The following is a 24,443-nucleotide window of genomic DNA, read 5'->3' on the forward strand; positions in this document are numbered from 1 at the left end:
TCGGCCGAGGTTGGTAACGGCCACGGCTCGGCACGACCGACGTGTAACCCTCAAGGGTCCGTACCGCGAGTCGCAGAGACCTCCGGTACCACCCGCTAGCGACAATTGCGATGACTCGTAGATGAAACGTTCTCGTTCACCTATTTTTGGGCAGCAACTCGAACCTTTTTAGCGGGCTGGAGAGATTGGCTGCGCTACAGTTGCCTTCCCCTGCGGTCCCAATCTGCCCGGCGGGCCTCTTCCTCGGCCCAGAACGGCGCATCGTTTCTGCGAACGCGGAGCAGGTAGCCGAGATAGAGCCGCGAGTCATCCGAGGCTCCAACCGTTTTCGCCCGTCGCCGGTCTTCCTCATGTTGAGAGCGTATAACTGTTGGCTCAGCGTTGTTCCGGGCGTTGGGGCGGTCAGGTGCCGATGAGTAGGGTTTCGCGGGCTGCCGCGATGCCTACGTTAGCGCGTTCGACGATCAACTCACGTTCGTACTCAGCAAGGGTCTCGAGCATGTTCAGCATGAGGCGGCCCAACGTTGTTATGGGGTCAATCCCGTCCGAGATGGACCTCAAGTGCACACCGCGTTCCCGCAGCAGGTTCACGGTTCAAGACATCGATCAAGGATCGGCCGAGCCTGTCCACCCGCCATACGACGGCGGTGTCCTCCGGTGTGAATCGCAGCAATAAATGGCGGTTTTTTCGCAGCGATATTTGTCATCTCTATGGTGAGTCTGGCGCTGCGCGGTGAACGGCCCGGTAGACCGTGGAGCGGGCGACGCCAAAGAGTTCCGCGATCTCGCTCGTCGTGTGCGCTCCTTTTCGGTGGAGGCTGACCAGATGAGTCTCTTGGGCTTTCGAGAGCTTTGGCTTCTTACCCCGGAGCCGGCCCTTGGCCTTTGCCACCGCCATTCCCTCCCGAGTCCTGGCACGGATAAGGTCGGCTTCGAACTCGGCAACCATGCCCAGGACGTTGAATAGCAGCTTTCCCACAGGGTCGTGGGGGTCGTAGATACTGCCACCAAGGTTCAAGGCCACACCTTTACGGGTGAGCTCTTCAGCGATGTCCCTGGCATCAGGCAGGGAACGCGCAAGGCGGTCGAGCTTGCTCACCACCAGAGTGTCCCCGTTCCTGCACGCGGCCAGTGCTTTGCCCAGCCCGGCCCGTTCACGCTTAGTTCCGGTGAATCCGTGGTCGACGTAGATTGCGTCGGGGTCCACGCCGGCGGCCGCGAGAGCATCCCGCTGGGCGGTCAGGTCTTGAGTGTGGGTGGAGTGTGAATCGCAGGGCTATTTGGCACTTAATTCGCAGCGCTTAGTGGCCGATGATTAGGGTTTCCCTCGCGGCATCGACGACCTCAGGCGAAAGTGCGTCAAGGTTGTTGAGCGTTTGTATGCGTTTGATCTGGGTGAGGAGTCTGTCGACCAGGCGGAAGTTTCCGCCGGTGATCCGGATGATGGTCGCGACGGCCGTGGCGTGGGCGAGTCCTTCGTCGGTGCTTTCGGCCACGACGGGGAGACGTTTGGCGAGAACGGCAGTGAGTTCGTCCCGGCTGAGGGGTCGGTATTCGTGGGCGAATCCAATCCGACTGTAGAGCTGGGGGTAGCGCGCCAGACGCTTTTCTATGCCTGGCATGCCGATGAGGATCAGGCCCATAGTGTGCCGGTCGTAGTAGTCCCGCACCTGTTCGAGGCCGGTTGCCTTCAGCCGGTCGGCCTCATCGATGATCAGCAGCTCGGTTCGACCGCTGGAGCGGGACTCGGTGTGAACGAATGGGTCAACGACGCCATGCTCCGCGTAGTCGAGTGCAAAGGAAATCTCCTGGCATGCACGCGGCAGGCCTTGGTCGATCTGCCGGACTGTCGCTGCCACAGTGGGTGTGAAGAATGCGGTCCGTGCGTCGAGGATGCTTTTCGGGACGGGCCCGACCTCCTGGTCGATGGCGGCTTGCCACGTGTCCCATTCGTCCACTGCTGCGTAGTGGCGCGCCGAGAGTGTCTTTCCCACCCCCGGCGGTCCCCAACACAGGCCGATGTAGCGGTGTTGGCGAACGGTGTCAGCAAATTCGGTGAATCGGCGGTGTTCCCTGGTGGCGAGGAAGGAGGGCTGATCCGGGGGCAGTGGCGGAGCGCCGTCGTTGACCTCGTCGAAGCTGCCCGAGAGGAACCTTCGGCCGTCGTCCTTTCCGCTGAGAACACTTCGTCTGCCACGGTTAGTCGGTTTCATAAACACGCAGCCTGATTCGCTTGGGAAGCTCGGGAGCAGCGGTTCTGTCTGGGGGCGTAAGAGGAGCCTCCAGTGTGGCCGGCGGGGCGTAGCGGGTGTCGTTTGGCAGGGCATCGGCAAGGCTGCGCCGGTCGCGCAGTTGTTGCTTGAGCTCGCGCCTTCTGTGGGCCCTGGCGCCGCGCAGCTGCTCGAGGGTGATTGCTTCGGCCGCCAGCTCGGGGGCAACGGCGCGGCAGAGGAACTCATCGTTGAAGTAGACCCGGATTTCACCGACGTCGCGTGGGTCGTAGCGGACGGTAACCTGTTCGCCGACGTATGCCGCCAGGACCGGAGAGACGTAGCGGGTGGAAGCGAACTGGATCCCGTCGCGCTGCACCTTCCGTGCCGTCGCCACGGTCAACAGCAGCAGGTCGAGGTCTTCAGGGTGGGCCGGCATTCTGGGGATGAATCCTGAGGCGCCCCAGCGCTGCACCGGTGACTCGCCGGTGGAAGAGTGCGGGCGCTGGTTGTATTCGGACACGATGAATGTCTCCAGGATCCCGTCGAGTTGCTCCAGTTTCAGCTCCGCTGCACTGATTGGTCGGCCGCGGGTACTGTGAGGGATGTACCCGGGAAGGTGCGGCAGGAGCTCGGTCGTGATAGTCCCGTAGAACCGCTCAATCTTCCCGCGCCCCTGCGGCACTCCATGCTGGGAATGGATCAGCCGAATATGCGTATCGAGGCAGACCCGGTTCAGCCGGGTAGAGGTGAAGTCAGAGCCGTGATCGCTATACAGCATCTCCGGCAGACCCATGATTGGCCAGTCCCGGTTAGCTTTCCCGCGGATGGCCTGATGAAGCGCCAAGGCGGTCTGCTCGGCGCTGGGAGCGCCGAGGAACACGGTGTAGCCGGCGGCGGCTCGGGAGTAATCATCGAGTACGACAGTCAGCCACGGCCGCGCGGTGCGGCCTTTCTCGTCGATGACCTCGATGTCGAGGAGTGTGTGGTCGGCCTGCCACTGTTCATTCGGGCGGCTGGCGCTTCGCCGGTAGACCAGCTCAAAGGCGTCCCGGTATGCGCTGTCGCCTTGATGGGCGAGTGTCTTCAGCCCAGGATCGATGGCGGCCACCAGCGCCCGGACGGTCGAGTAACTGGGTGCGCAGATTCCCCGGGCTGAGGCAATGTCGGCGATCCGGCGGTGGATGAACGCAACGGTCGGCGCGGGCCGGCGCAAGGCGAGTCCTTCCACCGCTTCGATGAGCTCCTGCGGGACCTCACGCTTTCCCTGGTCCGAGCGTGGCGTGCGTTGCAGGCTGGCGACGGTGCCGCCGTCGCGGTACCGGGACCTCCACCGGCGAAGAGTCCGGACCGGGACACCGGCCTCGGCTGCCAACCGCGTGAGCGGGACCCCCTCATCCAGGTGACGGCGCAGCAGGACTACACGGTCTTCGGCTGAGAACTGGGCCCGCAACACCGCCGCTTCCTTTGACTTACCGCGCCAGGCTTGAAGGGACGTCGGGCGGAGCCTGCAGATGGCGGTAAATCGTGGGCCGTGACACCCCGAACGTGTCCGCGATTTCCTGCACGGTGTGCTCCTTCGAGTCATACATCGCCCGTGCCTGGGAAATCTTGGTCGCAGTCATCTTGAACTTCGGGCCGCCCTTGCGTCCGCGTGCGCGGGCGGCCGCGAGGCCGTCGTGGGTTCGCTCGACGATCAGATCATGTTCAAACTCCGCGATCGCGGCGAGCATATGGAAGAACAGCCGCCCGCCGGGGGTCGTCGTATCAATTCCCTGCGAGAGAGCACGCAGGCCGATCCCGCGCTGCTGCAGATCGTCTGCGAGCTGTTTGAGGTTCCGCACTGAGCGGCCCAGCCGGTCCAGCTTGGTGACGACCAAGGTGTCCCCGTCCCGGACGTATTCAAGCATCTGGTCAAGAGCGGGCCGACGCGCGAGGACACCGGAGGCATGATCAACGAAGATCTTCTTGCAGCCGGCCGCTTCGAGAGCGTCTGTCTGACCCTGGGGGTGCTGTTCCCTGGTTGATACACGCGCGTACCCGATCAAAGCCACGCTCAAATGTAACGCAAACGTCGCTCCCAATACATAGATCGCGGACACGGATCATGAGACAAGACACGCCGGGATTGAAAATACACTCGTCGACAGTCTCACAATCGGTCGTATCTGAGATGCCTGAGAGACGCTCCGCTGAGCCACTGCAGTTGAGGTTCTAGACCAGAACCCGTTCGATCTCTACGCTCTCGCCTAACTCTGCGAGTCCGGTGAAAAACTCCTCATGTGACCGCCCCGGCTCAAGGCTGATGGCCACATAGCCCGGCGCGAACCACTCGCACAAGTACTCCAACCGGCCGAGTAGGTCATGCAGCCGCAGGTGGACCGCGTCGACGTCCTCGGGCCGCTTGACGGCGACCCTCACAACTCCATTGCCCGATCGCTGAACGACAGACTGGATCACGTAACCGGTCGCAGCCTCGGCGCGCACAACATCGCCGAGAGCCATGTCGTAGGCGAAGAACGGAATGCAAGAAAGCTCGAAGCGATCGTCGCCCACTCGCTCGGTCCAGAGCTGCTCGAAACTATCGCCGCCCCCGACGTCATCGACCACGGCGCGCAGCATGAAACTCGGCACTGCTCGGCGCACCGGGGTCGGATGAGTCGCGATCCTGGTCATCACGGGCCACCGTAGATCGAAGTCCACCAACCCGACCGGCGGCCCTCCAGCAGCTGCGGCACCGACACCTCGGCCTTCAACCGCGCCAATTCAGTACCGTGGATATGCGCCATTACCTGAGACCCTCCTGGTTGTCAGAATTCGTCCATATGAAATCGTCGCTGTCAGAAATACAGGATATGCACCCTGTCCTCAGAGATCGTCAATGCAGCCAGAATGCCGAGGATTTGAGGGGCCTCGAAGGAGTTCGACGCCCGCGATCTTCCCGTCTTCCGTGCTTGGAGAACGGGGTTCCAGCACCGTCGCGATCGAGCCCATCAGACTTTGAGTCTCCCGGTCATCCATTCCTCGAGATAGCGCATGACAGTCGGCGCGACCCATGCCCGGCTGTCGTCCTCGTGGTTCCAGGCGTAGACCTCGTGATTTCCGCTGAGAGAAACGGCAAATTGGTCACCGTTGCCGGCGTCAGCAAAGAAGACAAGACCGGCGAACGGCATGAAGGATTCCCGGACGTCAGCGTCGTTCCGGAAGTAGGCGTTATCGCTAGCAATCCGCTGCGTGCTCCAAAGCAGGCCAAGCCCGTATTCGCCCTCGATGCCATTCGTCTCAGCCAGGAGTCGCCGAAGGTGGTCAGGGAGTTTGTGACGGAGTTGGGCTTCGCACGCTTGGATAGCGTCCGCTGATGCTGGGGCGCCGAAGGTGACATTTCCCCAGCGCTGAATTTCGTCCACGAGCATGGCACCATCATGCCGGATCGGTTCCGTCTCGCTCGCTTGCCAATTCCGATCGGACACCGAAGGAGCGGGCACTGACCTCTCTTGAAGGATCCCCCTGTGCGCTACCGGGTGACAAATAGCGCTGCGAATAGACCGCCATTTATCGCTGCGAGTCACAGACGTCGCGCCACTTCGATGAGCGATCGATCCCGGGATTCTCGATTCGGTGTGTTCTCGGAATCCTTCGTTATCGAGATTTGTGACTACGCCGTGGAGATCGGCCGACTGGCTCGTCGATTGTTTCGACGCTAAGAAGGAGGATCCAGAGAAACGCATGCGAGCCCTGAATGAGGTCCTATGGGGCTGGAGGTGAACAAGGGCTTATTGACAGGCACCACGTCGGCGAGGAGCATCTGACTGTCGGAGCCAATTACACCGAGGGGGAATTGTGCAGATTATTCCAAGCAACAATGGCTGGTTAACAGGTCCACCGACCCCGGAGTCTGTTATTTATGGGGGTTTCGCTGTCTTCACTAGTCAGGGAGACGGCAAGGACTGGGATACGACGGTAGAGCTGGTCGTTGGCAGCGACCCATTGCTGAATCCATGGATGCATTTGAGCTCAACATTGAATCATCTTGACGACCAGGACCAAATTCGCGACGGCGCCGACAGGTTTGTTCCCTTGTCCATGCTCGTCGCCGGCGTGACGTGGAACACCGTTCGGGCCGGAAAGGTTGGAGTGATAATCAAGCCTAACGGCCACGACACCTGGAATTTCAACTTACGTCTGTTTCTCGCAGGAACGGATGGAACGTTTTACGAAGGTAAAAACCAGGATCTGATTACGTTGGATCAGGTCAATACGACCATCATCATTCCGTTTCAGTAGCCGAGTCTTCCGACTTGGCTTTGAAGATACCTTCCTCTCGGTGCCGAACTACATTGTGTTGGCTGCATTGATCAGCCCAAGTCTTCGGAGAACCGTTCGCTGCCGGCAAACACCGGCTGAGCAGCCTTCGCATGCCAGCCGATCAGGCTATACCGTTGTCCGGCCGGGCACGAATTTCGGGTAGAAGTACCAAGGTCGTAGATGGTTCGTAGTACCGGGCCGTGATCAGGGCTTGCCCTCGGTCTATGCCAGGGAGCTTCGGTTGGGGAGCCTCGGAGTGCACACGACTTCGAACATCGTGCAGACGACTTCGGAAAATGACACCGGCCCGCGGAATTGCTGATCACGGCCATGTACGTAAGACCCGCACGATGAAATGCACGGTGACGGGGGGCGGATTCTAGGGATCGACGCAACGTTCGAGTGAGTCCGGCAGTTCAGCCGGCTGCTTTCGAGTGTATCCGGAGGTGGCATGCATGGTGCTTTTTTCGGCCTGGAACAGTGCCTTGGGCGTGAGGTAACCGAGGGTCTTGCGGGGCCTGGCGTTCAGCTCGTTGCAGACGCTCTTGACATATTCATGGGTGTGTTTTGACAGGTCGGTGCCCTTGCGGAAGTACTGGCGTGCCAGCCCGTTGAAGTTCTCGTTGGCTCCCCGTTGCCAGGGGCTGGAGCGTTCTGCGAAGTAAATTTGGATGCCTGTCGCTGCGGCGAGCTCTTGGTGTCGGGCCATCTCTACGCCCTGGTCCCAGGTGAGAGTCTGCTTCAGGTGCGGTGGGAGGGGAGCGAAGGCGGCGGTGATGGCAGCGTTGGTCCGGGCCGCTGTGTGGTCGATGGGCAGATTGATGATGATTCCGTATTGGGTCTTGCGTTCCCGCAGGGTCACCATCGCCGAGGTCGAGCCGGGCCCGACGATGAGATCTCCTTCCCAATGGCCAGCTTCCGTCTTGGTCTCAATGGCCGGCGGGCGCTGGCTGATCATGGTCATGTTCCGGACGACCGCGCCGTGACCGGAGCCGGTGCGCCAGCGGTGTCTGCGGATCTTCCGTCCGGTGCGCAGCCGGGGACAGTATTTCTTATCCAAACCGCCGTCATCGTTGAAGAGCAATGCCCGGTAGATGGTCTCAGGACTCAATTGAAGGCCCGGTTCGAAGGGGAATTGCAGTGCGAGCCAGCCGCAGATCTGCTCGGGCGACCAGTGGCGATTGAGCTTGCGCTGCACGATCGCGCGAAGTCGCCGGTTCCGTCTGAGCTTCCGATCCCGTGGCCGGCGCCGCTGCTGGCTGGCGCTGTGATCTGCAGCGTGCGGGGAGTAACGGCCGTAGCCGTCGCGGTGACGGTCCAGTTCCCTTTTGATCGTTGAGGGGCAGCGTCCGAGTTCACGCCCGATGCGCCGCAGTGAGCAGTCCAGCCGGAGCAGGTCAGCGATCTGAATCCGTTCCAGCAGAGACAGGTACCGTCCGGACCCTTGAACGGGAACCCTTATATGGCTCCGCTCGGCCCGTTGGTTCCTAAGTTTCGTGCCGGCGCGTCTGCTCATACCCAACATCCTGCAGGCCTCAGCGTTGCTGGATCCGGCATTCACCAGGTCCCAGTACCGTGTCTCCGCCAGATCACGACGAGCCTTCGCCGGGGAGACCGTCTGGGCCGCCCGTGCGGCGAACAGCCGGGCGTCCTGGATTCCGGCACGATGAGCCTGGTCGAGACGCTCCTTCGCGACGGCCAGCTCCGTCTTCCGTCTTTTCTCCCATGCCGCGGCCGCGCCCGGCAGCAGCCGCAGCTCCTTCGCCACCCTCGCCGGCCCGTTCGATGCCCGCAACAGGGTGAAGCGATTGTAGAGCCAGCGGTATCCGGTCGCCCGGCTTACTCCCGCGCCCTGCGTTGCTCTCGCGAGGCCGGCGCCTTGCTGGTATGAGGCCCAGAACGCTGCCTCCACCTCCACCCCGACCTGGAAGTGATGGCGTCCGTCGTCCCGCCGGAATCTGTCCTCCCACTCGATCACTCGCGAAGAGGAGAATCCAAGCCTTGCCTCAGCGGCCTCAGTGCCAAGACCCGAGACGCGCAATTGCAGGAACGTTTCGCACAACCATCGGTAAGCTGTTTCCTTCCCGATACCCGCTGCGCGGGCTGACGGCTTGAGACCCTTTCCCTCACGAATCAGAGCAAGAAACCGTGCGCCCTCAGGCGAATCCAAACGTCGATACATAACCACAGCCCCTAATGCAGGCGTTGCTTCGATCGACAGAATCCGGGGGGGAATTACTGCAACCATGTTCCTTATGACTGGAATGAAGATCGGTTGCGCGCGATAGTTCGGCATGAGACGTGTCCAGCAGATGTGTGTCTCACTGTGAACTATCTGGCGTACCCGAGCTGTCTCACCGCACCATACTGTCGCAACACGACATGGATAACAGCGAGGGTCACCTCCGAGAACTCGACCGACGGCTCGCGAACTTAAAGGTCGATCAGCAGCGCGCCCAGGACGAGATGGAGCGCCTCAACTCTGAAGACGAGGACCGGATTAGTGGGCTTCGGGACGGGATCAGGGTGCGACGGGAGCATTTCAAACGCGAATGGGCAGCGCGCAAGGTGCGCATGCGAACAGACCGGGACAACGCGATCAGGGACTGGCTCCGAGCCGGCAGACCCCAGGCGGAGATCATGAGGGTCATAGGAAGTTCGAATACGCAGCTGCTTAGTAAGTTGGCGAAGGAAGTCGCCCTGGAGCAGGCTGATCTGGTCGATGCCCTGCCGAAAAGCCACGCCATGCCCGCAGTGCGCGACGCACAGATCCTGAACGCCGAGTGGCACGGACACCCGCACAGCGATGTCCACGGTTGGTACCTGTCCCAGGACGGGACGCTCTACCTGCGTTTCGACACCACCACCGGCGACCCGTCCAGCGCGGAATCATATGTGGCAACCGTGGAAGGGAACATGTTCATCCGCGGCTCAAAAGGCTTCTTCGACCATGCGTCTATGACCGATGTCGCCAAGCACCTGCAGATGCTGCGTGAGCTCCTCGACGGAACCTACAAGGGGAAGCTCCACATCAAGCCCTCACCGTACGCACCATAACCGGAAGCGATCCTGAACCCTCCTGCCCACTCAACGCCGATGACTCCCGGAAGGAATCATGACCGAGCTGCAAACCACGGTGCTTTCCCAGCTGCGCACAGAGCGAGAGCGACAGCGGTTGACACAAATGGACGTCGCCCTACGCATGGGGATCAGTCTCTCCGTGCTCCACAAGATTGAGAGAGGTACCAAGGGCACTGTCAAGCTAGAGACCTTGCAGCGCTACGCCGACGCCCTAGGATGCCGGCTTGAGATACGCCTGGCCACCGCCGAAGAATCGCAATCATCCGATCCGGCATCTCGCATCCCCGGGCACACACACTGAGGACGTCGGAAGAGGGGCGAGCGCTCAACGGCCATTTAGTGCTGCGAATATCAGGCCAAATAGCGCTGCGATTCACAGTGGGTGGAGACCCGGGCATATCCGATGAGCATGCCCCGAGTGTAGCGTTTAGGGCACCCCGGATTCTGTCGATCGAAGCAACGCCTGCATTAGGGGCTGTGGTTATGTATCGACGTTTGGATTCGCCTGAGGGCGCACGGTTTCTTGCTCTGATTCGTGAGGGAAAGGGTCTCAAGCCGTCAGCCCGCGCAGCGGGTATCGGGAAGGAAACAGCTTACCGATGGTTGTGCGAAACGTTCCTGCAATTGCGCGTCTCGGGTCTTGGCACTGAGGCCGCTGAGGCAAGGCTTGGATTCTCCTCTTCGCGAGTGATCGAGTGGGAGGACAGATTCCGGCGGGACGACGGACGCCATCACTTCCAGGTCGGGGTGGAGGTGGAGGCAGCGTTCTGGGCCTCATACCAGCAAGGCGCCGGCCTCGCGAGAGCAACGCAGGGCGCGGGAGTAAGCCGGGCGACCGGATACCGCTGGCTCTACAATCGCTTCACCCTGTTGCGGGCATCGAACGGGCCGGCGAGGGTGGCGAAGGAGCTGCGGCTGCTGCCGGGCGCGGCCGCGGCATGGGAGAAAAGACGGAAGACGGAGCTGGCCGTCGCGAAGGAGCGTCTCGACCAGGCTCATCGTGCCGGAATCCAGGACGCCCGGCTGTTCGCCGCACGGGCGGCCCAGACGGTCTCCCCGGCGAAGGCTCGTCGTGATCTGGCGGAGACACGGTACTGGGACCTGGTGAATGCCGGATCCAGCAACGCTGAGGCCTGCAGGATGTTGGGTATGAGCAGACGCGCCGGCACGAAACTTAGGAACCAACGGGCCGAGCGGAGCCATATAAGGGTTCCCGTTCAAGGGTCCGGACGGTACCTGTCTCTGCTGGAACGGATTCAGATCGCTGACCTGCTCCGGCTGGACTGCTCACTGCGGCGCATCGGGCGTGAACTCGGACGCTGCCCCTCAACGATCAAAAGGGAACTGGACCGTCACCGCGACGGCTACGGCCGTTACTCCCCGCACGCTGCAGATCACAGCGCCAGCCAGCAGCGGCGCCGGCCACGGGATCGGAAGCTCAGACGGAACCGGCGACTTCGCGCGATCGTGCAGCGCAAGCTCAATCGCCACTGGTCGCCCGAGCAGATCTGCGGCTGGCTCGCACTGCAATTCCCCTTCGAACCGGGCCTTCAATTGAGTCCTGAGACCATCTACCGGGCATTGCTCTTCAACGATGACGGCGGTTTGGATAAGAAATACTGTCCCCGGCTGCGCACCGGACGGAAGATCCGCAGACACCGCTGGCGCACCGGCTCCGGTCACGGCGCGGTCGTCCGGAACATGACCATGATCAGCCAGCGCCCGCCGGCCATTGAGACCAAGACGGAAGCTGGCCATTGGGAAGGAGATCTCATCGTCGGGCCCGGCTCGACCTCGGCGATGGTGACCCTGCGGGAACGCAAGACCCAATACGGAATCATCATCAATCTGCCCATCGACCACACAGCGGCCCGGACCAACGCTGCCATCACCGCCGCCTTCGCTCCCCTCCCACCGCACCTGAAGCAGACTCTCACCTGGGACCAGGGCGTAGAGATGGCCCGACACCAAGAGCTCGCCGCAGCGACAGGCATCCAAATTTACTTCGCAGAACGCTCCAGCCCCTGGCAACGGGGAGCCAACGAGAACTTCAACGGGCTGGCACGCCAGTACTTCCGCAAGGGCACCGACCTGTCAAAACACACCCATGAATATGTCAAGAGCGTCTGCAACGAGCTGAACGCCAGGCCCCGCAAGACCCTCGGTTACCTCACGCCCAAGGCACTGTTCCAGGCCGAAAAAAGCACCATGCATGCCACCTCCGGATACACTCGAAAGCAGCCGGCTGAACTGCCGGACTCACTCGAACGTTGCGTCGATCCCTAGAATCCGCCGCACCTTCACCGGGCAGTTTTACGGGCGGGTCTTACGGGAATTGCTAAAGGCCGGAACGGCGGCCTTTTTAGCGCGCTCCCCTGATACTGCCCTCGCGGCCGCTGGAGGACCGGCTAACGGGCGGGGCGAAGGCGTGCGACGCTGAACGGGCGCAGATGATCAGTAGCATTGCCACATGCGAGTGCAGATGGAGGAACTGGGGGTCTCGGTCTTCGGTATGAGCATGGGGGATGTTGCGACCTGGGCCGGTGCGATTGCGACAAGTGCTGCAGTGTGGGTTGCAATCCTCGGTCTTCGCACTGAGAGAGCGCGACGAATCGCTGCTGAGGTGGAACGAGCGGCGCACCTGAAGAGAACCCAAGCCGAGCGAGTCTTTGGATGGTTCGGCGGCCGCGTCGAGGGAGAGGATATGGTCGACTCTCTGGTCGTAAGAAATGATTCCCAGTTGCCCATCTACAACGCGGTAGTCAGCCTTGTGCTGCTCCAAGGTGCAGGCGCCAGGACAGGTGAGGATCTTTCAAGCCTGGACTTGCGATGGACCTATCAGAAGACCGTACTCGTCGTTCCGCCAGGAACGTGGCGGGTCCGGGTCCAGAGCGGGTGGCAAGGGATGAGCCGCCGCGCCGGGGTAGAAGTAGCGTTCCGCGATGCCCAAGGAAGTGCCTGGATCCGGCGCGCAAACGGCATGCTAGAAGTTCTTGCGGAGGACCCCTTCGACCATCTCAATGTCTCTCGGCCAGTAACCGACGAGCGGCTAGAGCGCTTGGCGTAGGCTGCCCGCAGATGTGAGCCCAGGACTGCAGGCATCCCAGGACCGATAGGCCCGACGGCCTGCACAGCCTTCCTGGTCTGCGGAAGATAGAGCCTTAGCCTTCTCGTAGCCTCTAGTGCTAGATGAAGTGGCCTTGGATCTTCGAGTCGAGGCGGTTGGCGTCTTCATACAAAGTCCCCCGCATCGCAAGAAGGGCATTGTCGCTAAGCACGTTGTGGGCGGGCCAAAACCGAGAGAAGCCGGAGCCAGCCGGTTCGATATTGGACCTGCGGAAGTCATTCGCGATGTCGCTCATGTCGGGATTCCGCCAGGACATGAAGCCGTAGAGCGCTGAGAGGAAGAGCGCCAGAGGGGTCACATCGTCGTTCGATTTGATATGAGTGTGGGAGGTTGCAATGGTCTCGCCGAAAGCCGTCATCTCCGGGTTCCACCAGGCCTTATCTGTCTCTCCGTCGCCGGGGTTTCCGTGGTGTTCTAGGTAATAGGTCGTCTTTGTCCATGTGCCCAAATCCGCTACGCATACGAGGTCAAGGCTCTCGGATGGGTGATGTGAATGTTCGAGATCATTGTTGTGGAGGTGTTCGGCCACGTTTTCGGCCGGTGTCGACCCATCGCCTTTCCAGGGATGGGAGGCCGCGAGGAAACCGAAGACATAGGGCTTCCAAAGCTCGAGTCGCGCGTGCCCGCGTTCGGGGCTCACGATCTTCTGGAGTGCGGCGCTGTGTCGTGCCGCTTCGTCCAGGCCGTCCGGCCTGACCGTGAGCTTGGTGGAGAATGCCGCGGCCACTCCTCCGGACATGACCTCGTTCATGCCGCGCAGCATCTTTGGGTATCCGGGATTAAAGATCACTAAGTCTGTCTCGAATGGCGTGGCCTCCGAATCCCGTGGGCCGATGATGTACTTCCGAGTGTCGACCTCATACTGCGGAGGCAGCCAATTCTGGAGGAATCGCTGCCAGACCCGTTCGTTTCCGTGGCCGACTTCTTGAGTTCGACCGGATTCGGCCGCCGTCCGGAATAGCTGGTCGTAGTCCTTCTGAATGTCCTGGCTGGCGTCCTTCAGCCACTGGTGATGTTTATGCCCCATGGCAGTCAAGTTTCGCAGAGAAGAGGCGAGCGGCGTCCTACCGACGCGGTTGACTTCTCTGACCTGAACGGCCGCTTCTGGCTCCCCGCGTGTCCGGTGAAGGATCGCGTTGCAGGCGAACAGCCGTTGGGATTAGGAGTTACTCTGTTCTTCCGCAAACTGGGCCATCACAGCAGCATCTTGCTGGTGGAAAGTACGCCAGTCCGAGCCGACGTCAATCCAATGCGCGGGTTGACCAGCCTCCGAGAGCAGCCGCAAAGCGGGGTCGGTGATCGCCCAATAGGACAAGTTGAGCGTCGCTGACCAATCCGATCGGTATGAGCGAGCAGCAGCGAACGCGGGACGGTCAGCAACAGCCACTTCAAGGTCTGTCTCTTCGGCAAGCTCGCGAATTGCGCCCTCGCGCGGGGTCTCCCCGGGTTCCACTCGTCCACCAGGCGGCACAAGACCCCGCCAGCGATGCTCGACGACGAGTATGCGCTGGAAATCTGGTGAGAACACCCACACGTCAGCGGCCAATGGGCGCGGATCCGCTCGCCAAGTGGACTGGAACCACGCCAGAAGCCCATCTTCAGCTACGTGTGCGATGGACACATCCCGGATGGCCGCATTAACACCCCGCTCGTCGTACAGTGCTGGCACCGGGTCCGGAGTGAGGGGGTGGAACTCTGAGCGTGTTGTCGAGTCGTCTGCGTGGATGTTCGGTAGAGGCATCCTCCAACCGTACGTCGTGAGTTCCGCCGAAGCGTCCGGTGAGGGATCCTTTAGCGGACACTTGGACATGCATGTCCAAGATTGCCGCCGCGAAGGCGTGAAAGGCACCCGAGAGGCGCTGTCACGAGATTGCGTCGACAAAGTGGGAGCTGGCAAGCTCCAGCAGCTCGGCTGGGAGCTCGTGCCTGCCATCGAATAGATATGTGTTGCAGATTCCAGGGCCGAAGCCCTCGAGTACGGCACGCACTCCGTCAATAGGGAACCACGGATCAGCGGATCCGGCTGAGACGAGCGCCCTCTGTCCTTCGAGCGCTCTGGCTACCGCAGGGACGTCCCCGGCCGCAGTGAGGCCCGGTACAAACCATGCTGGATTGTGTTTGATGCGGTGTGACGCGAACGAGGCAACGGTGCCCACACCGCAACTGACCACGCCAGCGGAGAGGCGCGCATCGAACGCAAGGCTGAAGAGTGCAACCTGACCGCCAAGGGAATGGCCCATGATCCCCAAATTCCCGGTCATCTCGGGCTCGTCAACCAGCCACGTGGTCAGGGCCGCGATGTCTTTGGTGTGCTTTGCCTGGAGGCTGCTGCCCTGCGCTATGCGCAGCAGCGCGTCGAGCTGCTCGTCGTCCGCGCCGGCGGTCGTCCAGCCTCGTTGGCGCTCTTCGAAGCCGAGCAGGTCGGGGATGAGGACTCGGACTCCGTGTTCGGCGAGCCGGAGCCCGTATGCCATCGAAGGGTCTCCGCAGAGACCGGCCAATTCACTCTTGCCGAGCGAGAATTCGCCCGCGTGCTGGTGGACGGCGATCACTGTATTTCGGACAGGTGCCTCGGGGCGCAGAAGAAGGCATGGGATGGTGTCATCGTCGCTCGTGTCTACTTCGATCCGTTCCATGGCGATGGAGCCAAACGGGCCAAGCGCGCGACGGCGCACTGCTGTCGGGCGGTGAAGCTCAGGGGGTTCCAAGCCCAAGAGCCGACGGACCCATTTGCGGTCCTCTGACACGTCTTCCATGAGCCCATCGTCTCAGCCAGTCACCAGCAGCGCACGCTGACGGATCCCCGAACGCTCGTGTGGTGCAGTGTCTGACTACCATTCACTATGGGCAGGAGAAACTTCCTCATTGAAGGAGGGTCCGGAACCGGGAAGACCTCCGTGTGCGAGGAGTTGGCGCGGCGCGGTTACCACGCCGTCCACGGCGATCGGGAACTCGCGTACCAGGGTGATCCCGAGACCGGGGCGCCGATGGAGGACGTCACTGGTCTCGCCGTTCACGATCACCATCTTTGGCGGGTCGACAAGGTGAAGGTGCTTGTCGCAGATCAGCGCGAGGCGGTGACGTTCTTCTGTGGGGGATCGCGAAACTTCACCGAGTTTATCGCCCTGTTCAACGGCGTCTTCGTGCTCGAGGTCGACACAGCAAGCTGCCGTTAACGCTGAACGCCACGACAGGAGTGGACTCGTCCAGATGCTCCAGGTAGTAGGACACCCGGTCCGGATCCAGCTGAGGACGGCTCCGTTCGATGGAGTCCTGCTCCAGTTCAGAAATAGGAAGATCAATTATCGGCATCTTGCCAGTTTGCGGCATGCCAAGGCTTAGAAACACTGCCAGGGGCTGGATCAAGGGGCGTCCTCCTTCATCAAACACGTCCCGTAAGTCGGATCCCTCACCGGGACACCGTCGTTTTACAAGCTCAGGGTCGGATCCGTGAGCAGCCGATTGAGGGTGCTTCGGCCGAGTGCGCTCATCGTGGGGTTTGAGTCGGCGTAGTACCAGACCAGCCCGATCGCTTGTTCGTAGGCCCAGGCGGCGCCCCGCCTCCATTCGAGGTCGCCGATCGCGAGATTGATGCGGAGGATGTTTCGACGACGGGCATCGAGCATATGCCACGCGGCAACAAGGTCGAGCGCAGGGTCAGCAGAGCCGAATCCACCGGTGTCGAGGATGCCCGCGAGGCGACCGTCCCTGAGGATCATGTTTCCGGGAATGAGATCCTTGTGGGACATCACATCGTCACCGTGACGAGGCAGCGATCTGAGCGATGTCCAGGCCCGGCGGAGCCGATCCACCGGCAGGAGCCCTTCGCTCTGTTGCAGGCAATGCCCGATCCACCCGTCGTGCGCGGCCAGATCCCCTCCGCGGCCCTCGCCGGAGAATGAGCGACCTTTTGTGTCCGCCCGTCGGAGGCTCGCGATGAGGGCTGCGAGGTCCACCGCGAAGGACGTGGACGATGCGACCGAGGCCGGGGTCGCAATTTCGCCGTCGATCCAGGTTTGGACAGACCAGGGTAGCGGGTACTCTCCGCTGGGCTCACCAATCGCAACAGGCAAAGGGGACGGAACGGTGCTCACTTCGGCGAAGTCGCGCATTGCAGCATGTTCTGCGAGAAGGACTGCGCGGACTTCGACAGCGTCTCCGCCTTGCATCGGGAACCTGGCGGCGCACCCTGTTCCCACCCGGTACAGGTAATTGACCGTCCCGGCACTGTCGACCGCGGTGACTTCCGGTTCGGCGACCGAAGGAAACAGCCCCCGCACCAGGCCCACAGCTTCAGACCGACTCAGACGGAGCTGACTCTCATGCATGGCCACCCCCCAAGCCTACCCAAAGGGCTGCGCCAACCGGCAGGCTTGCCCTACACACCACCTAGCGACGGCCGGAACGGGATCCCCTAGCGGGCTGCACCAAGCGCCAAATAGTGCCGTGAAAAAGCCGCCATTTATCGCCGAAAGTCACACATTTAAGACGGCGACCAGGCACCTGCCACAAAGGGTCCTTTTGTCCAGAGGGGCTGATAGCGTCAGCCACTGTGAACATCCAAGATCAGGACCCTCCGGCTCCAGCTATTACCCCTGAGCTACAGCGGATTCTCGATGCCGCCGCAGCGATGACCGCAAAGGGGCAAGAGCCACGAAGGCACCACCTGGTCCCGAAGTTCTATCTGGAACGCTGGGCCATCAACAACCGCATTCTCGTCACCGATCTCGACATAAACAAAAGCTTTCCTGTCGCACCGATCAATGCGCTGATCGAAACGGACTACTACCGCGTCCCCGCGGGTTCCTTTCAGGGTGGTTCACCAGTTGTATGGGAAACATGGCTGTCCACAATCGAAGGACAAGCCAAGGCCGTCTTTGCCGCGATCGACAAGAACGGCCTGCCAAACATCAGCGACATTCAACACGCGCACCTCCTTCACTTTCTCGGAGTCCAAATCACCCGCTCGCGCTCCTACCGTTTCCGGGGCCGGTGGATGATGGGCCCCGGCTACTACCAGGCGATGGAGCTGGATCGGCCCGGCGCGATCGAAGCCCTGCTGATCAGAGAAGGCGGAGACCCCTCCCCCGAGAAGATCTCCGAACTGGAGGCCTACTTCGCACAGGTGAACGCCGATCCGTGGAGTGTACCCATGGCGGCTGAGCAGGAGATGCTGATGTCCACCGAAGCGGGCGGAAAAATGGCGGAAATCCTCCATTCCCGCCAGCTTGTGCTGTACCGCACGGCCAAACCTCTGCTGACCTGTGACGAACCGGTTGTCCTCCTGCACGAACACATGGGCGCTCTCCATCCAGATGACGGCGGATACCTCCGTGCGCCCATCATTGCGTTTCCTTTCGGCCCACGGGAAGTTCTTGCCATGTTCCGTGAGGATCTGCCAGTATCGCGCCCCAACAATGTGGAGCTCGACTGGAGGGAAACGCTGGAGTTAAACAGGGCCATTGCAGGCAACGCACACCGTCACCTCGTCGAAAGCCCTGACCGGAGGCTCGGTGCAAACCTGTACGTTCCCGGGGCAAAGGACCCCATCCGAATGGTTACGTTGCCACCGACGGATGGCAACGGTCATGAAGTGCTTTGGACGACGACGCAGCGACGCTGGACAGGTGAGCACGACGCCCCGGTCCGCCCGGTCTCAACCTGGTGGCCCGCCATAGTGCCACCACCTCCGCAAGGTCCTGCAAAACCCGAAGCGTGAAGTCAGCAGTGAGGAATCAGCCAACCGAGGCTGATCCGTTCGGCCCAAGCAGGCTACCGCTCACCCATCCCTTATAGGGCGCCAGGGCGTCCGCTGAACCACCGGCTAACGGGCATACTCCGAGTGATGTCTAGTGTCCGCCATAGACGCGGCGTTGATGATTTGTGGCTCTCGGCAGAGAGAACGGTTGCCCGGGGCCCGAGTACCTCGGAGATGCGCAGTCCCTCACCATAGAATTTATCCATCGGGAGAATTTATCTCCTACCTGTCGAAAGGACCGCGAAATGGCCGAGATCGAAAGACTTTCCGAACCAGCCGCACTCCTCAACCCGAACCTTGTCGAGAAGTCCTTTGACTCGCCCACCGCGTTCCCTGATGCAACTTCGTCCCAGACAGCTGAGATGGCTCAGATGACCAGCCCGATTACTTTGACCGCGGACTCCTCCGACAGCGAATAGTGCCGACTTCAGTCCTCGGAGTCATAGTCTTTCTCTTGGCTGTGGCTCCGGGGTTCTACTACGAGCTTGAGCGCAGCCGCCGGTTCACCCGAGCGCAAGAATCACCGTTCTACGAGGTGAGCCGCGCCCTCGTTGCTTCAATCGGTATCGGGATTGTCGCGGCGGCCGCCGCCTTCATTGTTTGGTGTGGCCTGACCCCTTGGGACCCGCCCGACTTCACCGCGCTTCTGAAGAGAGACCCGCAGTATGCAGGAAGCCACGCAGCCCCGCTCTTCGCCAGCCTTGTCGCTTACATTACCGCTGGTGCCACGGTTGTTATTTTCATCCATCGACTCCAACCGAAGATTGCGGCGAAGTGGCGCAAGTCCAAGTTGAACGAGCGGATACGGCTGTGTTGTTCCAAGTTAGCCGACCGCATACGACCCCAACGGGCCAAGCGGGTCAAACCAAAGCGTGATGGCCTCGAAACGACCCATTCCATCTGGTCCGAGGTGTTCAGCGTGCAGACACCAGTGGACCACGAGCCCTTCGCGACGGCACTCATGAAATCAGGCGCCGTCTGGATGGGAAAAGTCGGTCGCTTCAGCACCGAACACGAGGTAGCAAACCGCGAACTCGTGCTCACTAAACCCATCTCCTATTCACCCAGCCTCACAAGCCCCCTCACGAAGATTCCACACATAGCCATCGTGCTGAAGGGCCCGGAGATCGAGGGCTTCTCCGTCATGTACGGTCTCAAGGAAGGACTTCAGAGAGTGACGTCTGATCGTTTGGTGAGGCCTGGTCAATCCGGGCGATGAACTTGCTCAGCCACTCGATGGCGGGAGCGACACCAGGTACGACATCTAGGCCCTCGGCGGCCTCGGCGTAGAGGGTCACCCAGCCCGCGCCCTCGACCACTGACGGAGGCCAGGCGTGAGCCTTTCGGTAGTCGAACAAGCGAATACAAGTGGCCCGGACCATCGCGAGGTCGAGCTGCTCGCGGGCGCCTAGGAGTTGCAGGTCCACGAGGTCTCGGGCACGGTCGCTACCGGACACGGTGGACGCGTGTATTTTTTGGGCGATCTGGTGGTCTGCGGGCATTACCGCCACCGGGTCTGGAGCGGGGAGGCCCACAGCGGTGAACATTTCGCTGATGCTGGGCGCCAGAGCGAACTCGGGATCGTCAGCGTCACCGATTTCGTTGTGACCGAGTTCGAAGGGCACTGTGCACCACGGCTTCCCCTCGTAGTCGAGCTTCACATCGAATGGCTTCATCACGTACGAGGCGGGAATTCCCGCGGGTTTCGGGGCTTTTCGCTCGACCAGACGTCCAGTGAACCCACCCCACCCTTTCCGGAGGCGCTCTTCGAAGTCGGCGCGGAATGTCGCCAGGCCTCCTGTGCGGGCGGCGTCAAGGTCGCGGGTGAACCTTGTACTGGAGCCGTACCGCAGCGCCATCGCGCTGCCACCTTTCACCGCACCCTCGGGAAGCATTTGTCCGGTTACGACCAGAGCCATCGTCGTCCGCCGGCGAAGGGCGAGGGTTTCGTCTCCCTCTAAGTTCTTCATTCGCTGGTTTAGAGCGGTGAGGTTACGAGGCGGGGTGTCATAACTCATGCGGCGAGCTCCTTGCGCACACGGTTCCACTCCGCCGTAGTCAGCAGTCCCTCAGCACGGGCCTTGACTGCCGCATCTCGCAGTCGCGTGCCGGGGACCCGGCCCAGGCATTCGAGGAGAGCCTCGCTGAGCTGCTGGGCGCGGATCCCGCGGTAGCGTGTAACCTTCGTTCCGGCCGGCGCCTGGGTGAGCTTCACATGAGCGGGCATTGCGCGGCGGACACGACGGACAGTTCCCACGGTGATCTTCGTAGGATTCACGTCCGCTAGACCCAGGAGGGCGAGGACGGCTTCTCCGCGAAGGTAGGCGTCGTCTCCTGCGCGCAAGGTCGCTTCGGCGAACTGATCATCGTCGTTCGGCGGGATGTCAGTCATACGGTAGAGACCGTATCCGACGTGATCGAGGCCGCCGCGGGCGGTGAGCTTTGGCAATTCTACGGCGGGCACGCCAGCGCCCACTGCATCCGCGGTGGTGACATAGCCATGGTTGTCGTAGGCGATCTCACGCAGTACGTCTCGATAGGTTGTTCTCATGTCAAAACTCTACCGCAAACGGTATTGTTTGGCCATCCATTAAAGTGGCTTGAACGGTCAGAACTATACCGAAAACGGTATTATCTTGACATCACGCCACCGGGATCGGTGCCCGACTACCGAACGATCGAAGTTGCACAATTTTGATGTACTTCACCCTTGCAGCATGTGCCAGCTCAGAAGGCCCTTTTACAGACTTACTAGGAGGAGCGTTACTCGACCGGAACCCCAGCTCGCCATTGGCCCGAAGGAGCGACCGAAACAGATTCCCAGTGAGGGATCCCTCAGCGTTCGCTAGCGGACTGTAGCGCACGTCGCTCACTTCGAGACGCATCAGGCCGCGGAGGAGCCAGAATCCACTCGTTCCTCCGTGGCGGATGCCACAATCTGTGCATGCCCCTCATTCAGGTTCTCAATGCATCCCCATCCTCCACTGAAAAAAAGCGTCAGCTGCTGGCTGCGCTCACGGCCACTTACGCTGAGGTCATGGAAATCCGTCCCGACACGATCCGGGTGATCTTGAACGAGATCCCCACGAGAACTGGTCTGTCGCCGGCATCACCCTGGCGGAGTCAGGACAGAACGAATCCAGCTGAACCGGAACGGCGCAATACCCGCTGGAAATCCGTCGGCCCGATCGCCGGAGTGGCCCGATCGAGGATCCGCTTACGGGCCGCTCTTCAGCCAACGGTCCTGAGGGCTGCGCGGGTCCCGTGCAGCGATATGGACCGCTCGTTCTTGGCCACTTTGGGCTCGCAACCCTATCGGGGCGGGTGCGACTTGCCTTTCGGCGAACGGACCGTAGACTCGCCCCATGTCAGGTCGTGGGGGAACGAGACTAGTCGGCAGGGCTGCTGCGACGGTGTTGGGCATGCTGCTGGTCGTTGTTCTGGCAGCCTGCACCTATGAGGGTGTGGGTGATCCGGTGCAGACGGCAACCGTCCAGCGCAGCAGCCGCCCCGCGCCTGCTGCGTCGACGAAGGGCCCGGAGATACTGGATGCCGAAACGCACAACTACGCCGAATTGGAGAAACGCCTTGCAGTGGCCCAAGGTGCCGTGCTTCTTGACGACTCCGGCCCTGCCGACGGACCAGGGGTCGGTTTCAGCAAAACCGCAAAAGTGACAACCGCCGGCCGGTACACCGTCAAGGCGGCTTGTGTGGGGATCCAGAATGTACAGGTCTTCCTCTCCCGCCCGGGGTCGAAGGATCCGTTGTCGCTCGATCTTGATTGCTCAGGCGTTTTGTCGCAGGTTGTCGAGTTGCAGGAAGGATACGTCGCCGCAGCGCTGATGCGACACGACCCGAATGGTCCTTGGACGGGGGCCGTCGCTGGAGTGAGAATTACGGCCCAATAGAATGGCGGCGATTTTCGGTTGCTCGGGGTCAGAGGGACCAATGCTGCATCCTGAGCGAAGCTGTCCACCGAGAAGTCCACGGCCACGAAATTGTTGAATAAATCACATTTGTGCCGCGGGATCCGCTAGCCTCATCTGAGGAATAAGGGAGCCCGTCATGGTGGAAATCGCGTTGACCTGCACAAACGCAATCTTGAATGTGGATGCGGAGGGTACCTTCCATCTGCGGTGGGCACCCGGCTCACCGGTGTCGGCCGACGACGCTGACGCCGTCGTCGCAGCCATCCGGGGCGTGACCGGAGGCCGGCTGCAGCCGATGCTCGTCGAGGTCGTGGACGTGTGCATGAGTCCCGGCGCCAGAGCGACGCTGCTGGGGACGCGGTTTGTGTCCGCCGTGGCACTGGTCGGGGCCACAGTGGTCGACCGGGTGACGGCCGCGGCCCTGTTGCGTGAGCAGGAATGCCCGCACGGATACTTCACGTCCGTCGAGGACGCCAGGGAATGGCTGAATCGGTTGCCGGTTCCGCATGCGCTGGAAAACTCCGCTGTCTAGCCGAGGAAATAATTCGAGCATGAAGGTTCGTCCTATGGGACAGCCGACGGAATACAAACTTGGGAGACCTCGACGGCCAGGCCTCACGGCTGCGCCATCAGATGGCCTATTGATTCTTCCGTCTGCCCAAGCCCCATCCAGGGGCCAATGGCCCCCCGTCTGCAAATAAGTTTCTCAGCGCCTGCAGGATCCGTCGCCACAAACTGCCCTCTGAGGTCACCTTGCTCATGGGGATAGCGTACACATCGGGACATTTTGCGGAGCTCAGGCCATGAATGGGGTCTCACTAACCGATCCGTTACCGGACACTCCGGCGGTACAAAGGTGACCCTGAGCATGCTCGCCATCCAGGCGTTCGGGCCCCATAGCAACCGGCGGACCACTACTAGGCGGGGCTCACAGTCTGGCTCTCGGTCGAAACGACAAGAAGTGGACCGTACGCCTTCTCGAGCTCTTCGGCAGCGGCTGGTGTATACATCTGCAGGTGCAACACGACTACGTCTTGCACGACGTCCGGCCCGAAGGAGCTGAACGTAATGCCCCGCGCGGCCCACGACGGCGCATCCGCCGCGAGCCGTTGCGTGAGGTCTAGAAGCACGCCCAAGGAGTTCGGAACCGTTCGGACATAGATGGGCACAACGATCGATGGATCGGCGTGGCTGGCGCCAAGAATGGCGGGCGTCGTCGCCTTCGTTGAATTCAGGAGCGCATCCTCGGCCTTCGTGGGCGGCCCTGACAGGATCACCTCAAGGCCCTCCGCCGTGATCCGCAGGCCAACGAAGTTGGCTTCGTTCTTGAGGCTCGGCGCCATGCTGTTAGCCACCACGGAGGCCGCGTGATTCGCAGGACCTTGCTTCGAGAAGTCGGGTAAGGCGGAGCTCATCGGGGCCGGCATGGCGGGGTCGACCCGAGGCTGAGTCTGCGCGGGCTCGCCGCAGGAGGCAATGGCTCCGCACGTGGCGGCGATGAGTCCGATAAGCGCCAGCTGGCGTGAGTTGCGTATGATCTCACCCCTCATCAGTGAGGCGACGGTGACGAGCTGTTGAGTGCCACGACGAAGTCGTCCACTGTGCCCGGGCACCCAACAAGGGCGAACCCGAGAAGGGCCGCGGCGGCGGCCGAGGTGCGCGGGTACTTCATCAAGCCCCTTCCGGTTGATGTCATCACAGCCTGCACTACCGGCCCCAGCCGGTCAATGGGCCTAGTGACGTCCCGCTCAAGGATGGTAGCCCGGCGAGCAGCCATCCTGCCCGCCCAGAGGAAGGTTGCACGCTGGTGGGAGGTGAGGAGAATTGAAAGGAGCGCTGGCGAAGCAAAGTGCCGAAGGAGTGACCCAATGAGTTCCCCATTTGGCTTCACGTCGACGGTCCTCTGTTTTCTCACGCTGCTGGGAATCCGAGGGTAGGCGGCAATCCGCCCATTTTCCGGACAGCTCCGTGTGCCCAATGAGTTCGAGCTACGCGCAATGGCATGATCCGGCTGGCACTCGTCTGTTGTCGCG

At 61.5% G+C, this 24,443-nt stretch carries 27 protein-coding genes and 1 pseudogene; 12 read left to right on the forward strand and 16 right to left on the reverse strand.

Annotated elements, in window-relative coordinates:
• Nucleotides 1-426 precede the first annotated feature (426 nt).
• The 7 genes and pseudogenes from LFT43_RS19920 to LFT43_RS19950 form a co-directional block, all read right to left on the reverse strand.
• Nucleotides 427-700: pseudogene (locus LFT43_RS19920) on the reverse strand (recombinase family protein); the annotation flags it as partial.
• Between the two features lie 9 nt (nucleotides 701-709).
• On the reverse strand, nucleotides 710-1,207 hold the full coding sequence (locus LFT43_RS19925) for a recombinase family protein (protein ID WP_395799836.1): 498 nt from the start codon (nucleotides 1,205-1,207) through the stop codon (nucleotides 710-712).
• 94 nt (nucleotides 1,208-1,301) lie between these two features.
• The gene (locus LFT43_RS19930) at nucleotides 1,302-2,213 is read right to left on the reverse strand and encodes an AAA family ATPase (protein WP_395799838.1); all 912 of its coding nucleotides are present in this window, start codon (nucleotides 2,211-2,213) and stop codon (nucleotides 1,302-1,304) included.
• The gene (locus LFT43_RS19935; protein ID WP_395799840.1) at nucleotides 2,200-3,666 is read right to left on the reverse strand and encodes a Mu transposase C-terminal domain-containing protein; all 1,467 of its coding nucleotides are present in this window, start codon (nucleotides 3,664-3,666) and stop codon (nucleotides 2,200-2,202) included. Before LFT43_RS19935 ends, LFT43_RS19930 begins: the two co-directional genes overlap by 14 nt.
• Before the next feature lie 16 nt (nucleotides 3,667-3,682).
• Nucleotides 3,683-4,264 carry a recombinase family protein gene (locus LFT43_RS19940; RefSeq protein ID WP_264636717.1) on the reverse strand — a complete coding sequence of 194 codons (582 nt, stop codon included), beginning with the start codon at nucleotides 4,262-4,264 and terminating at the stop codon, nucleotides 3,683-3,685.
• A gap of 160 nt (nucleotides 4,265-4,424) precedes the next feature.
• A complete protein-coding gene (locus LFT43_RS19945) occupies nucleotides 4,425-4,886 on the reverse strand; it encodes a DUF4265 domain-containing protein (RefSeq protein WP_395799843.1) in 462 nt (153 codons plus the stop codon).
• 317 nt (nucleotides 4,887-5,203) lie between these two features.
• Nucleotides 5,204-5,617, reverse strand: coding sequence for an SMI1/KNR4 family protein (locus tag LFT43_RS19950; RefSeq protein WP_395799845.1), 414 nt, complete (start codon nucleotides 5,615-5,617; stop codon nucleotides 5,204-5,206).
• A 433-nt stretch (nucleotides 5,618-6,050) separates the two neighbouring features.
• On the opposite strand from LFT43_RS19950, the gene LFT43_RS19955 reads away from it, so the two are divergent.
• Nucleotides 6,051-6,494, forward strand: a complete 444-nt coding sequence (locus LFT43_RS19955) for a hypothetical protein (protein WP_395799847.1) — start codon at nucleotides 6,051-6,053, stop codon at nucleotides 6,492-6,494.
• A 400-nt stretch (nucleotides 6,495-6,894) separates the two neighbouring features.
• Here the strand turns inward: LFT43_RS19955 and LFT43_RS19960 are convergent, their stop codons facing one another.
• Nucleotides 6,895-8,577: an IS30 family transposase gene (locus tag LFT43_RS19960; protein ID WP_395799849.1), complete on the reverse strand. Its 1,683-nt coding sequence runs from the start codon at nucleotides 8,575-8,577 to the stop codon at nucleotides 6,895-6,897.
• A 320-nt stretch (nucleotides 8,578-8,897) separates the two neighbouring features.
• On the opposite strand from LFT43_RS19960, the gene LFT43_RS19965 reads away from it, so the two are divergent.
• From LFT43_RS19965 to LFT43_RS19980, 4 genes are all read left to right on the forward strand, one after another.
• Entirely contained in the window at nucleotides 8,898-9,572 is a 675-nt protein-coding gene (locus LFT43_RS19965; RefSeq protein ID WP_395799851.1) for a hypothetical protein, read from the forward strand.
• Nucleotides 9,573-9,699: 127 nt separating this feature from the next.
• Nucleotides 9,700-9,897, forward strand: coding sequence for a helix-turn-helix domain-containing protein (locus LFT43_RS19970; RefSeq protein WP_395803185.1), 198 nt, complete (start codon nucleotides 9,700-9,702; stop codon nucleotides 9,895-9,897).
• A gap of 302 nt (nucleotides 9,898-10,199) precedes the next feature.
• The gene (locus tag LFT43_RS19975; protein WP_395799849.1) at nucleotides 10,200-11,882 is read left to right on the forward strand and encodes an IS30 family transposase; all 1,683 of its coding nucleotides are present in this window, start codon (nucleotides 10,200-10,202) and stop codon (nucleotides 11,880-11,882) included.
• Between the two features lie 184 nt (nucleotides 11,883-12,066).
• Nucleotides 12,067-12,663, forward strand: coding sequence for a hypothetical protein (locus LFT43_RS19980; RefSeq protein WP_395799853.1), 597 nt, complete (start codon nucleotides 12,067-12,069; stop codon nucleotides 12,661-12,663).
• A gap of 118 nt (nucleotides 12,664-12,781) precedes the next feature.
• On the opposite strand, the gene LFT43_RS19985 is transcribed toward LFT43_RS19980, so the two are convergent.
• The 3 genes from LFT43_RS19985 to LFT43_RS19995 form a co-directional block, all read right to left on the reverse strand.
• Entirely contained in the window at nucleotides 12,782-13,750 is a 969-nt protein-coding gene (locus tag LFT43_RS19985; RefSeq protein ID WP_395799855.1) for a DUF6602 domain-containing protein, read from the reverse strand.
• 132 nt (nucleotides 13,751-13,882) lie between these two features.
• The gene (locus LFT43_RS19990; RefSeq protein WP_395799857.1) at nucleotides 13,883-14,464 is read right to left on the reverse strand and encodes an NUDIX hydrolase; all 582 of its coding nucleotides are present in this window, start codon (nucleotides 14,462-14,464) and stop codon (nucleotides 13,883-13,885) included.
• A 121-nt stretch (nucleotides 14,465-14,585) separates the two neighbouring features.
• On the reverse strand, nucleotides 14,586-15,479 hold the full coding sequence (locus LFT43_RS19995; RefSeq protein ID WP_395799859.1) for a dienelactone hydrolase family protein: 894 nt from the start codon (nucleotides 15,477-15,479) through the stop codon (nucleotides 14,586-14,588).
• 87 nt (nucleotides 15,480-15,566) lie between these two features.
• Here LFT43_RS19995 and LFT43_RS20000 point away from each other — a divergent pair, with 87 nt between their 5' ends.
• Entirely contained in the window at nucleotides 15,567-15,899 is a 333-nt protein-coding gene (locus LFT43_RS20000; RefSeq protein ID WP_395799861.1) for a hypothetical protein, read from the forward strand.
• A gap of 252 nt (nucleotides 15,900-16,151) precedes the next feature.
• Here LFT43_RS20000 and LFT43_RS20005 read toward each other — a convergent pair whose 3' ends face one another.
• The gene (locus LFT43_RS20005) at nucleotides 16,152-17,051 is read right to left on the reverse strand and encodes an aminoglycoside phosphotransferase family protein (RefSeq protein ID WP_395803187.1); all 900 of its coding nucleotides are present in this window, start codon (nucleotides 17,049-17,051) and stop codon (nucleotides 16,152-16,154) included.
• Nucleotides 17,052-17,275: 224 nt separating this feature from the next.
• On the opposite strand from LFT43_RS20005, the gene LFT43_RS20010 reads away from it, so the two are divergent.
• The 3 genes from LFT43_RS20010 to LFT43_RS20020 all read left to right on the forward strand — a co-directional run bounded on the left by LFT43_RS20010 (nucleotide 17,276) and on the right by LFT43_RS20020 (nucleotide 19,700).
• Nucleotides 17,276-18,442 (forward strand): DUF4238 domain-containing protein, encoded by a 1,167-nt coding sequence (locus tag LFT43_RS20010; protein WP_395799863.1) that lies wholly within the window; start codon nucleotides 17,276-17,278, stop codon nucleotides 18,440-18,442.
• A 284-nt stretch (nucleotides 18,443-18,726) separates the two neighbouring features.
• Complete coding sequence (locus LFT43_RS20015) at nucleotides 18,727-18,900, forward strand: hypothetical protein (protein ID WP_395799865.1); 174 nt, start codon at nucleotides 18,727-18,729, stop codon at nucleotides 18,898-18,900.
• 41 nt (nucleotides 18,901-18,941) lie between these two features.
• Nucleotides 18,942-19,700: a DUF6338 family protein gene (locus tag LFT43_RS20020; protein ID WP_395803189.1), complete on the forward strand. Its 759-nt coding sequence runs from the start codon at nucleotides 18,942-18,944 to the stop codon at nucleotides 19,698-19,700.
• On the opposite strand, the gene LFT43_RS20025 is transcribed toward LFT43_RS20020, so the two are convergent.
• Both LFT43_RS20025 and LFT43_RS20030 read right to left on the reverse strand, forming a co-directional pair.
• Entirely contained in the window at nucleotides 19,636-20,499 is an 864-nt protein-coding gene (locus tag LFT43_RS20025; protein ID WP_395799867.1) for a nucleotidyl transferase AbiEii/AbiGii toxin family protein, read from the reverse strand. The two genes, LFT43_RS20020 and LFT43_RS20025, sit on opposite strands and share 65 nt — an antisense overlap.
• Nucleotides 20,496-21,032 (reverse strand): type IV toxin-antitoxin system AbiEi family antitoxin domain-containing protein, encoded by a 537-nt coding sequence (locus LFT43_RS20030; RefSeq protein WP_395799869.1) that lies wholly within the window; start codon nucleotides 21,030-21,032, stop codon nucleotides 20,496-20,498. The genes LFT43_RS20025 and LFT43_RS20030 overlap by 4 nt, the downstream gene beginning before the upstream one ends.
• Before the next feature lie 393 nt (nucleotides 21,033-21,425).
• On the opposite strand from LFT43_RS20030, the gene LFT43_RS20035 reads away from it, so the two are divergent.
• The 3 genes from LFT43_RS20035 (at nucleotide 21,426) to LFT43_RS20045 (ending at nucleotide 22,942) form a co-directional block, all read left to right on the forward strand.
• Nucleotides 21,426-21,941, forward strand: a complete 516-nt coding sequence (locus LFT43_RS20035; protein WP_395799871.1) for a 4-oxalocrotonate tautomerase family protein — start codon at nucleotides 21,426-21,428, stop codon at nucleotides 21,939-21,941.
• The gene (locus tag LFT43_RS20040) at nucleotides 21,847-22,389 is read left to right on the forward strand and encodes a hypothetical protein (protein WP_395799873.1); all 543 of its coding nucleotides are present in this window, start codon (nucleotides 21,847-21,849) and stop codon (nucleotides 22,387-22,389) included. Before LFT43_RS20035 ends, LFT43_RS20040 begins: the two co-directional genes overlap by 95 nt.
• Nucleotides 22,390-22,546: 157 nt before the next feature.
• Nucleotides 22,547-22,942 carry an STAS/SEC14 domain-containing protein gene (locus LFT43_RS20045; RefSeq protein ID WP_395799875.1) on the forward strand — a complete coding sequence of 132 codons (396 nt, stop codon included), beginning with the start codon at nucleotides 22,547-22,549 and terminating at the stop codon, nucleotides 22,940-22,942.
• Between the two features lie 385 nt (nucleotides 22,943-23,327).
• On the opposite strand, the gene LFT43_RS20050 is transcribed toward LFT43_RS20045, so the two are convergent.
• Both LFT43_RS20050 and LFT43_RS20055 read right to left on the reverse strand, forming a co-directional pair.
• Entirely contained in the window at nucleotides 23,328-23,960 is a 633-nt protein-coding gene (locus LFT43_RS20050) for a hypothetical protein (protein ID WP_395799877.1), read from the reverse strand.
• Complete coding sequence (locus LFT43_RS20055; protein ID WP_395799879.1) at nucleotides 23,960-24,082, reverse strand: hypothetical protein; 123 nt, start codon at nucleotides 24,080-24,082, stop codon at nucleotides 23,960-23,962. The genes LFT43_RS20050 and LFT43_RS20055 overlap by 1 nt, the downstream gene beginning before the upstream one ends.
• Between the last annotated feature and the right edge of the window lie 361 nt (nucleotides 24,083-24,443).

Origin of the sequence: Arthrobacter sp. FW306-04-A (assembly GCF_044358315.1) — a bacterium.
GTDB lineage: Bacteria > Actinomycetota > Actinomycetes > Actinomycetales > Micrococcaceae > Arthrobacter.

Bases quoted from the DNA above. Each gene is read 5' to 3' on its own strand.
- LFT43_RS20035 (WP_395799871.1), top strand. From the start codon at position 21,426: ATGCCCCTCATTCAGGTTCTCAATGCATCCCCATCCTCCACTGAAAAA.
- LFT43_RS19965 (WP_395799851.1), top strand. From the start codon at position 8,898: ATGGATAACAGCGAGGGTCACCTCCGAGAACTCGACCGACGGCTCGCG.
- LFT43_RS20040 (WP_395799873.1), top strand. From the start codon at position 21,847: ATGTCAGGTCGTGGGGGAACGAGACTAGTCGGCAGGGCTGCTGCGACG.
- LFT43_RS20000 (WP_395799861.1), top strand. From the start codon at position 15,567: ATGGGCAGGAGAAACTTCCTCATTGAAGGAGGGTCCGGAACCGGGAAG.
- LFT43_RS20025 (WP_395799867.1), bottom strand. From the start codon at position 20,499: ATGAGTTATGACACCCCGCCTCGTAACCTCACCGCTCTAAACCAGCGA.
- LFT43_RS20005 (WP_395803187.1), bottom strand. From the start codon at position 17,051: ATGCATGAGAGTCAGCTCCGTCTGAGTCGGTCTGAAGCTGTGGGCCTG.
- LFT43_RS20045 (WP_395799875.1), top strand. From the start codon at position 22,547: ATGGTGGAAATCGCGTTGACCTGCACAAACGCAATCTTGAATGTGGAT.
- LFT43_RS19945 (WP_395799843.1), bottom strand. From the start codon at position 4,886: ATGACCAGGATCGCGACTCATCCGACCCCGGTGCGCCGAGCAGTGCCG.
- LFT43_RS19930 (WP_395799838.1), bottom strand. From the start codon at position 2,213: ATGAAACCGACTAACCGTGGCAGACGAAGTGTTCTCAGCGGAAAGGAC.
- LFT43_RS19980 (WP_395799853.1), top strand. From the start codon at position 12,067: ATGCGAGTGCAGATGGAGGAACTGGGGGTCTCGGTCTTCGGTATGAGC.
- LFT43_RS19990 (WP_395799857.1), bottom strand. From the start codon at position 14,464: ATGCCTCTACCGAACATCCACGCAGACGACTCGACAACACGCTCAGAG.
- LFT43_RS20050 (WP_395799877.1), bottom strand. From the start codon at position 23,960: ATGAGGGGTGAGATCATACGCAACTCACGCCAGCTGGCGCTTATCGGA.
- LFT43_RS20030 (WP_395799869.1), bottom strand. From the start codon at position 21,032: ATGAGAACAACCTATCGAGACGTACTGCGTGAGATCGCCTACGACAAC.
- LFT43_RS19995 (WP_395799859.1), bottom strand. From the start codon at position 15,479: ATGGAAGACGTGTCAGAGGACCGCAAATGGGTCCGTCGGCTCTTGGGC.
- LFT43_RS19970 (WP_395803185.1), top strand. From the start codon at position 9,700: ATGGACGTCGCCCTACGCATGGGGATCAGTCTCTCCGTGCTCCACAAG.
- LFT43_RS20055 (WP_395799879.1), bottom strand. From the start codon at position 24,082: ATGAAGTACCCGCGCACCTCGGCCGCCGCCGCGGCCCTTCTCGGGTTC.
- LFT43_RS20015 (WP_395799865.1), top strand. From the start codon at position 18,727: ATGGCCGAGATCGAAAGACTTTCCGAACCAGCCGCACTCCTCAACCCG.
- LFT43_RS19985 (WP_395799855.1), bottom strand. From the start codon at position 13,750: ATGGGGCATAAACATCACCAGTGGCTGAAGGACGCCAGCCAGGACATT.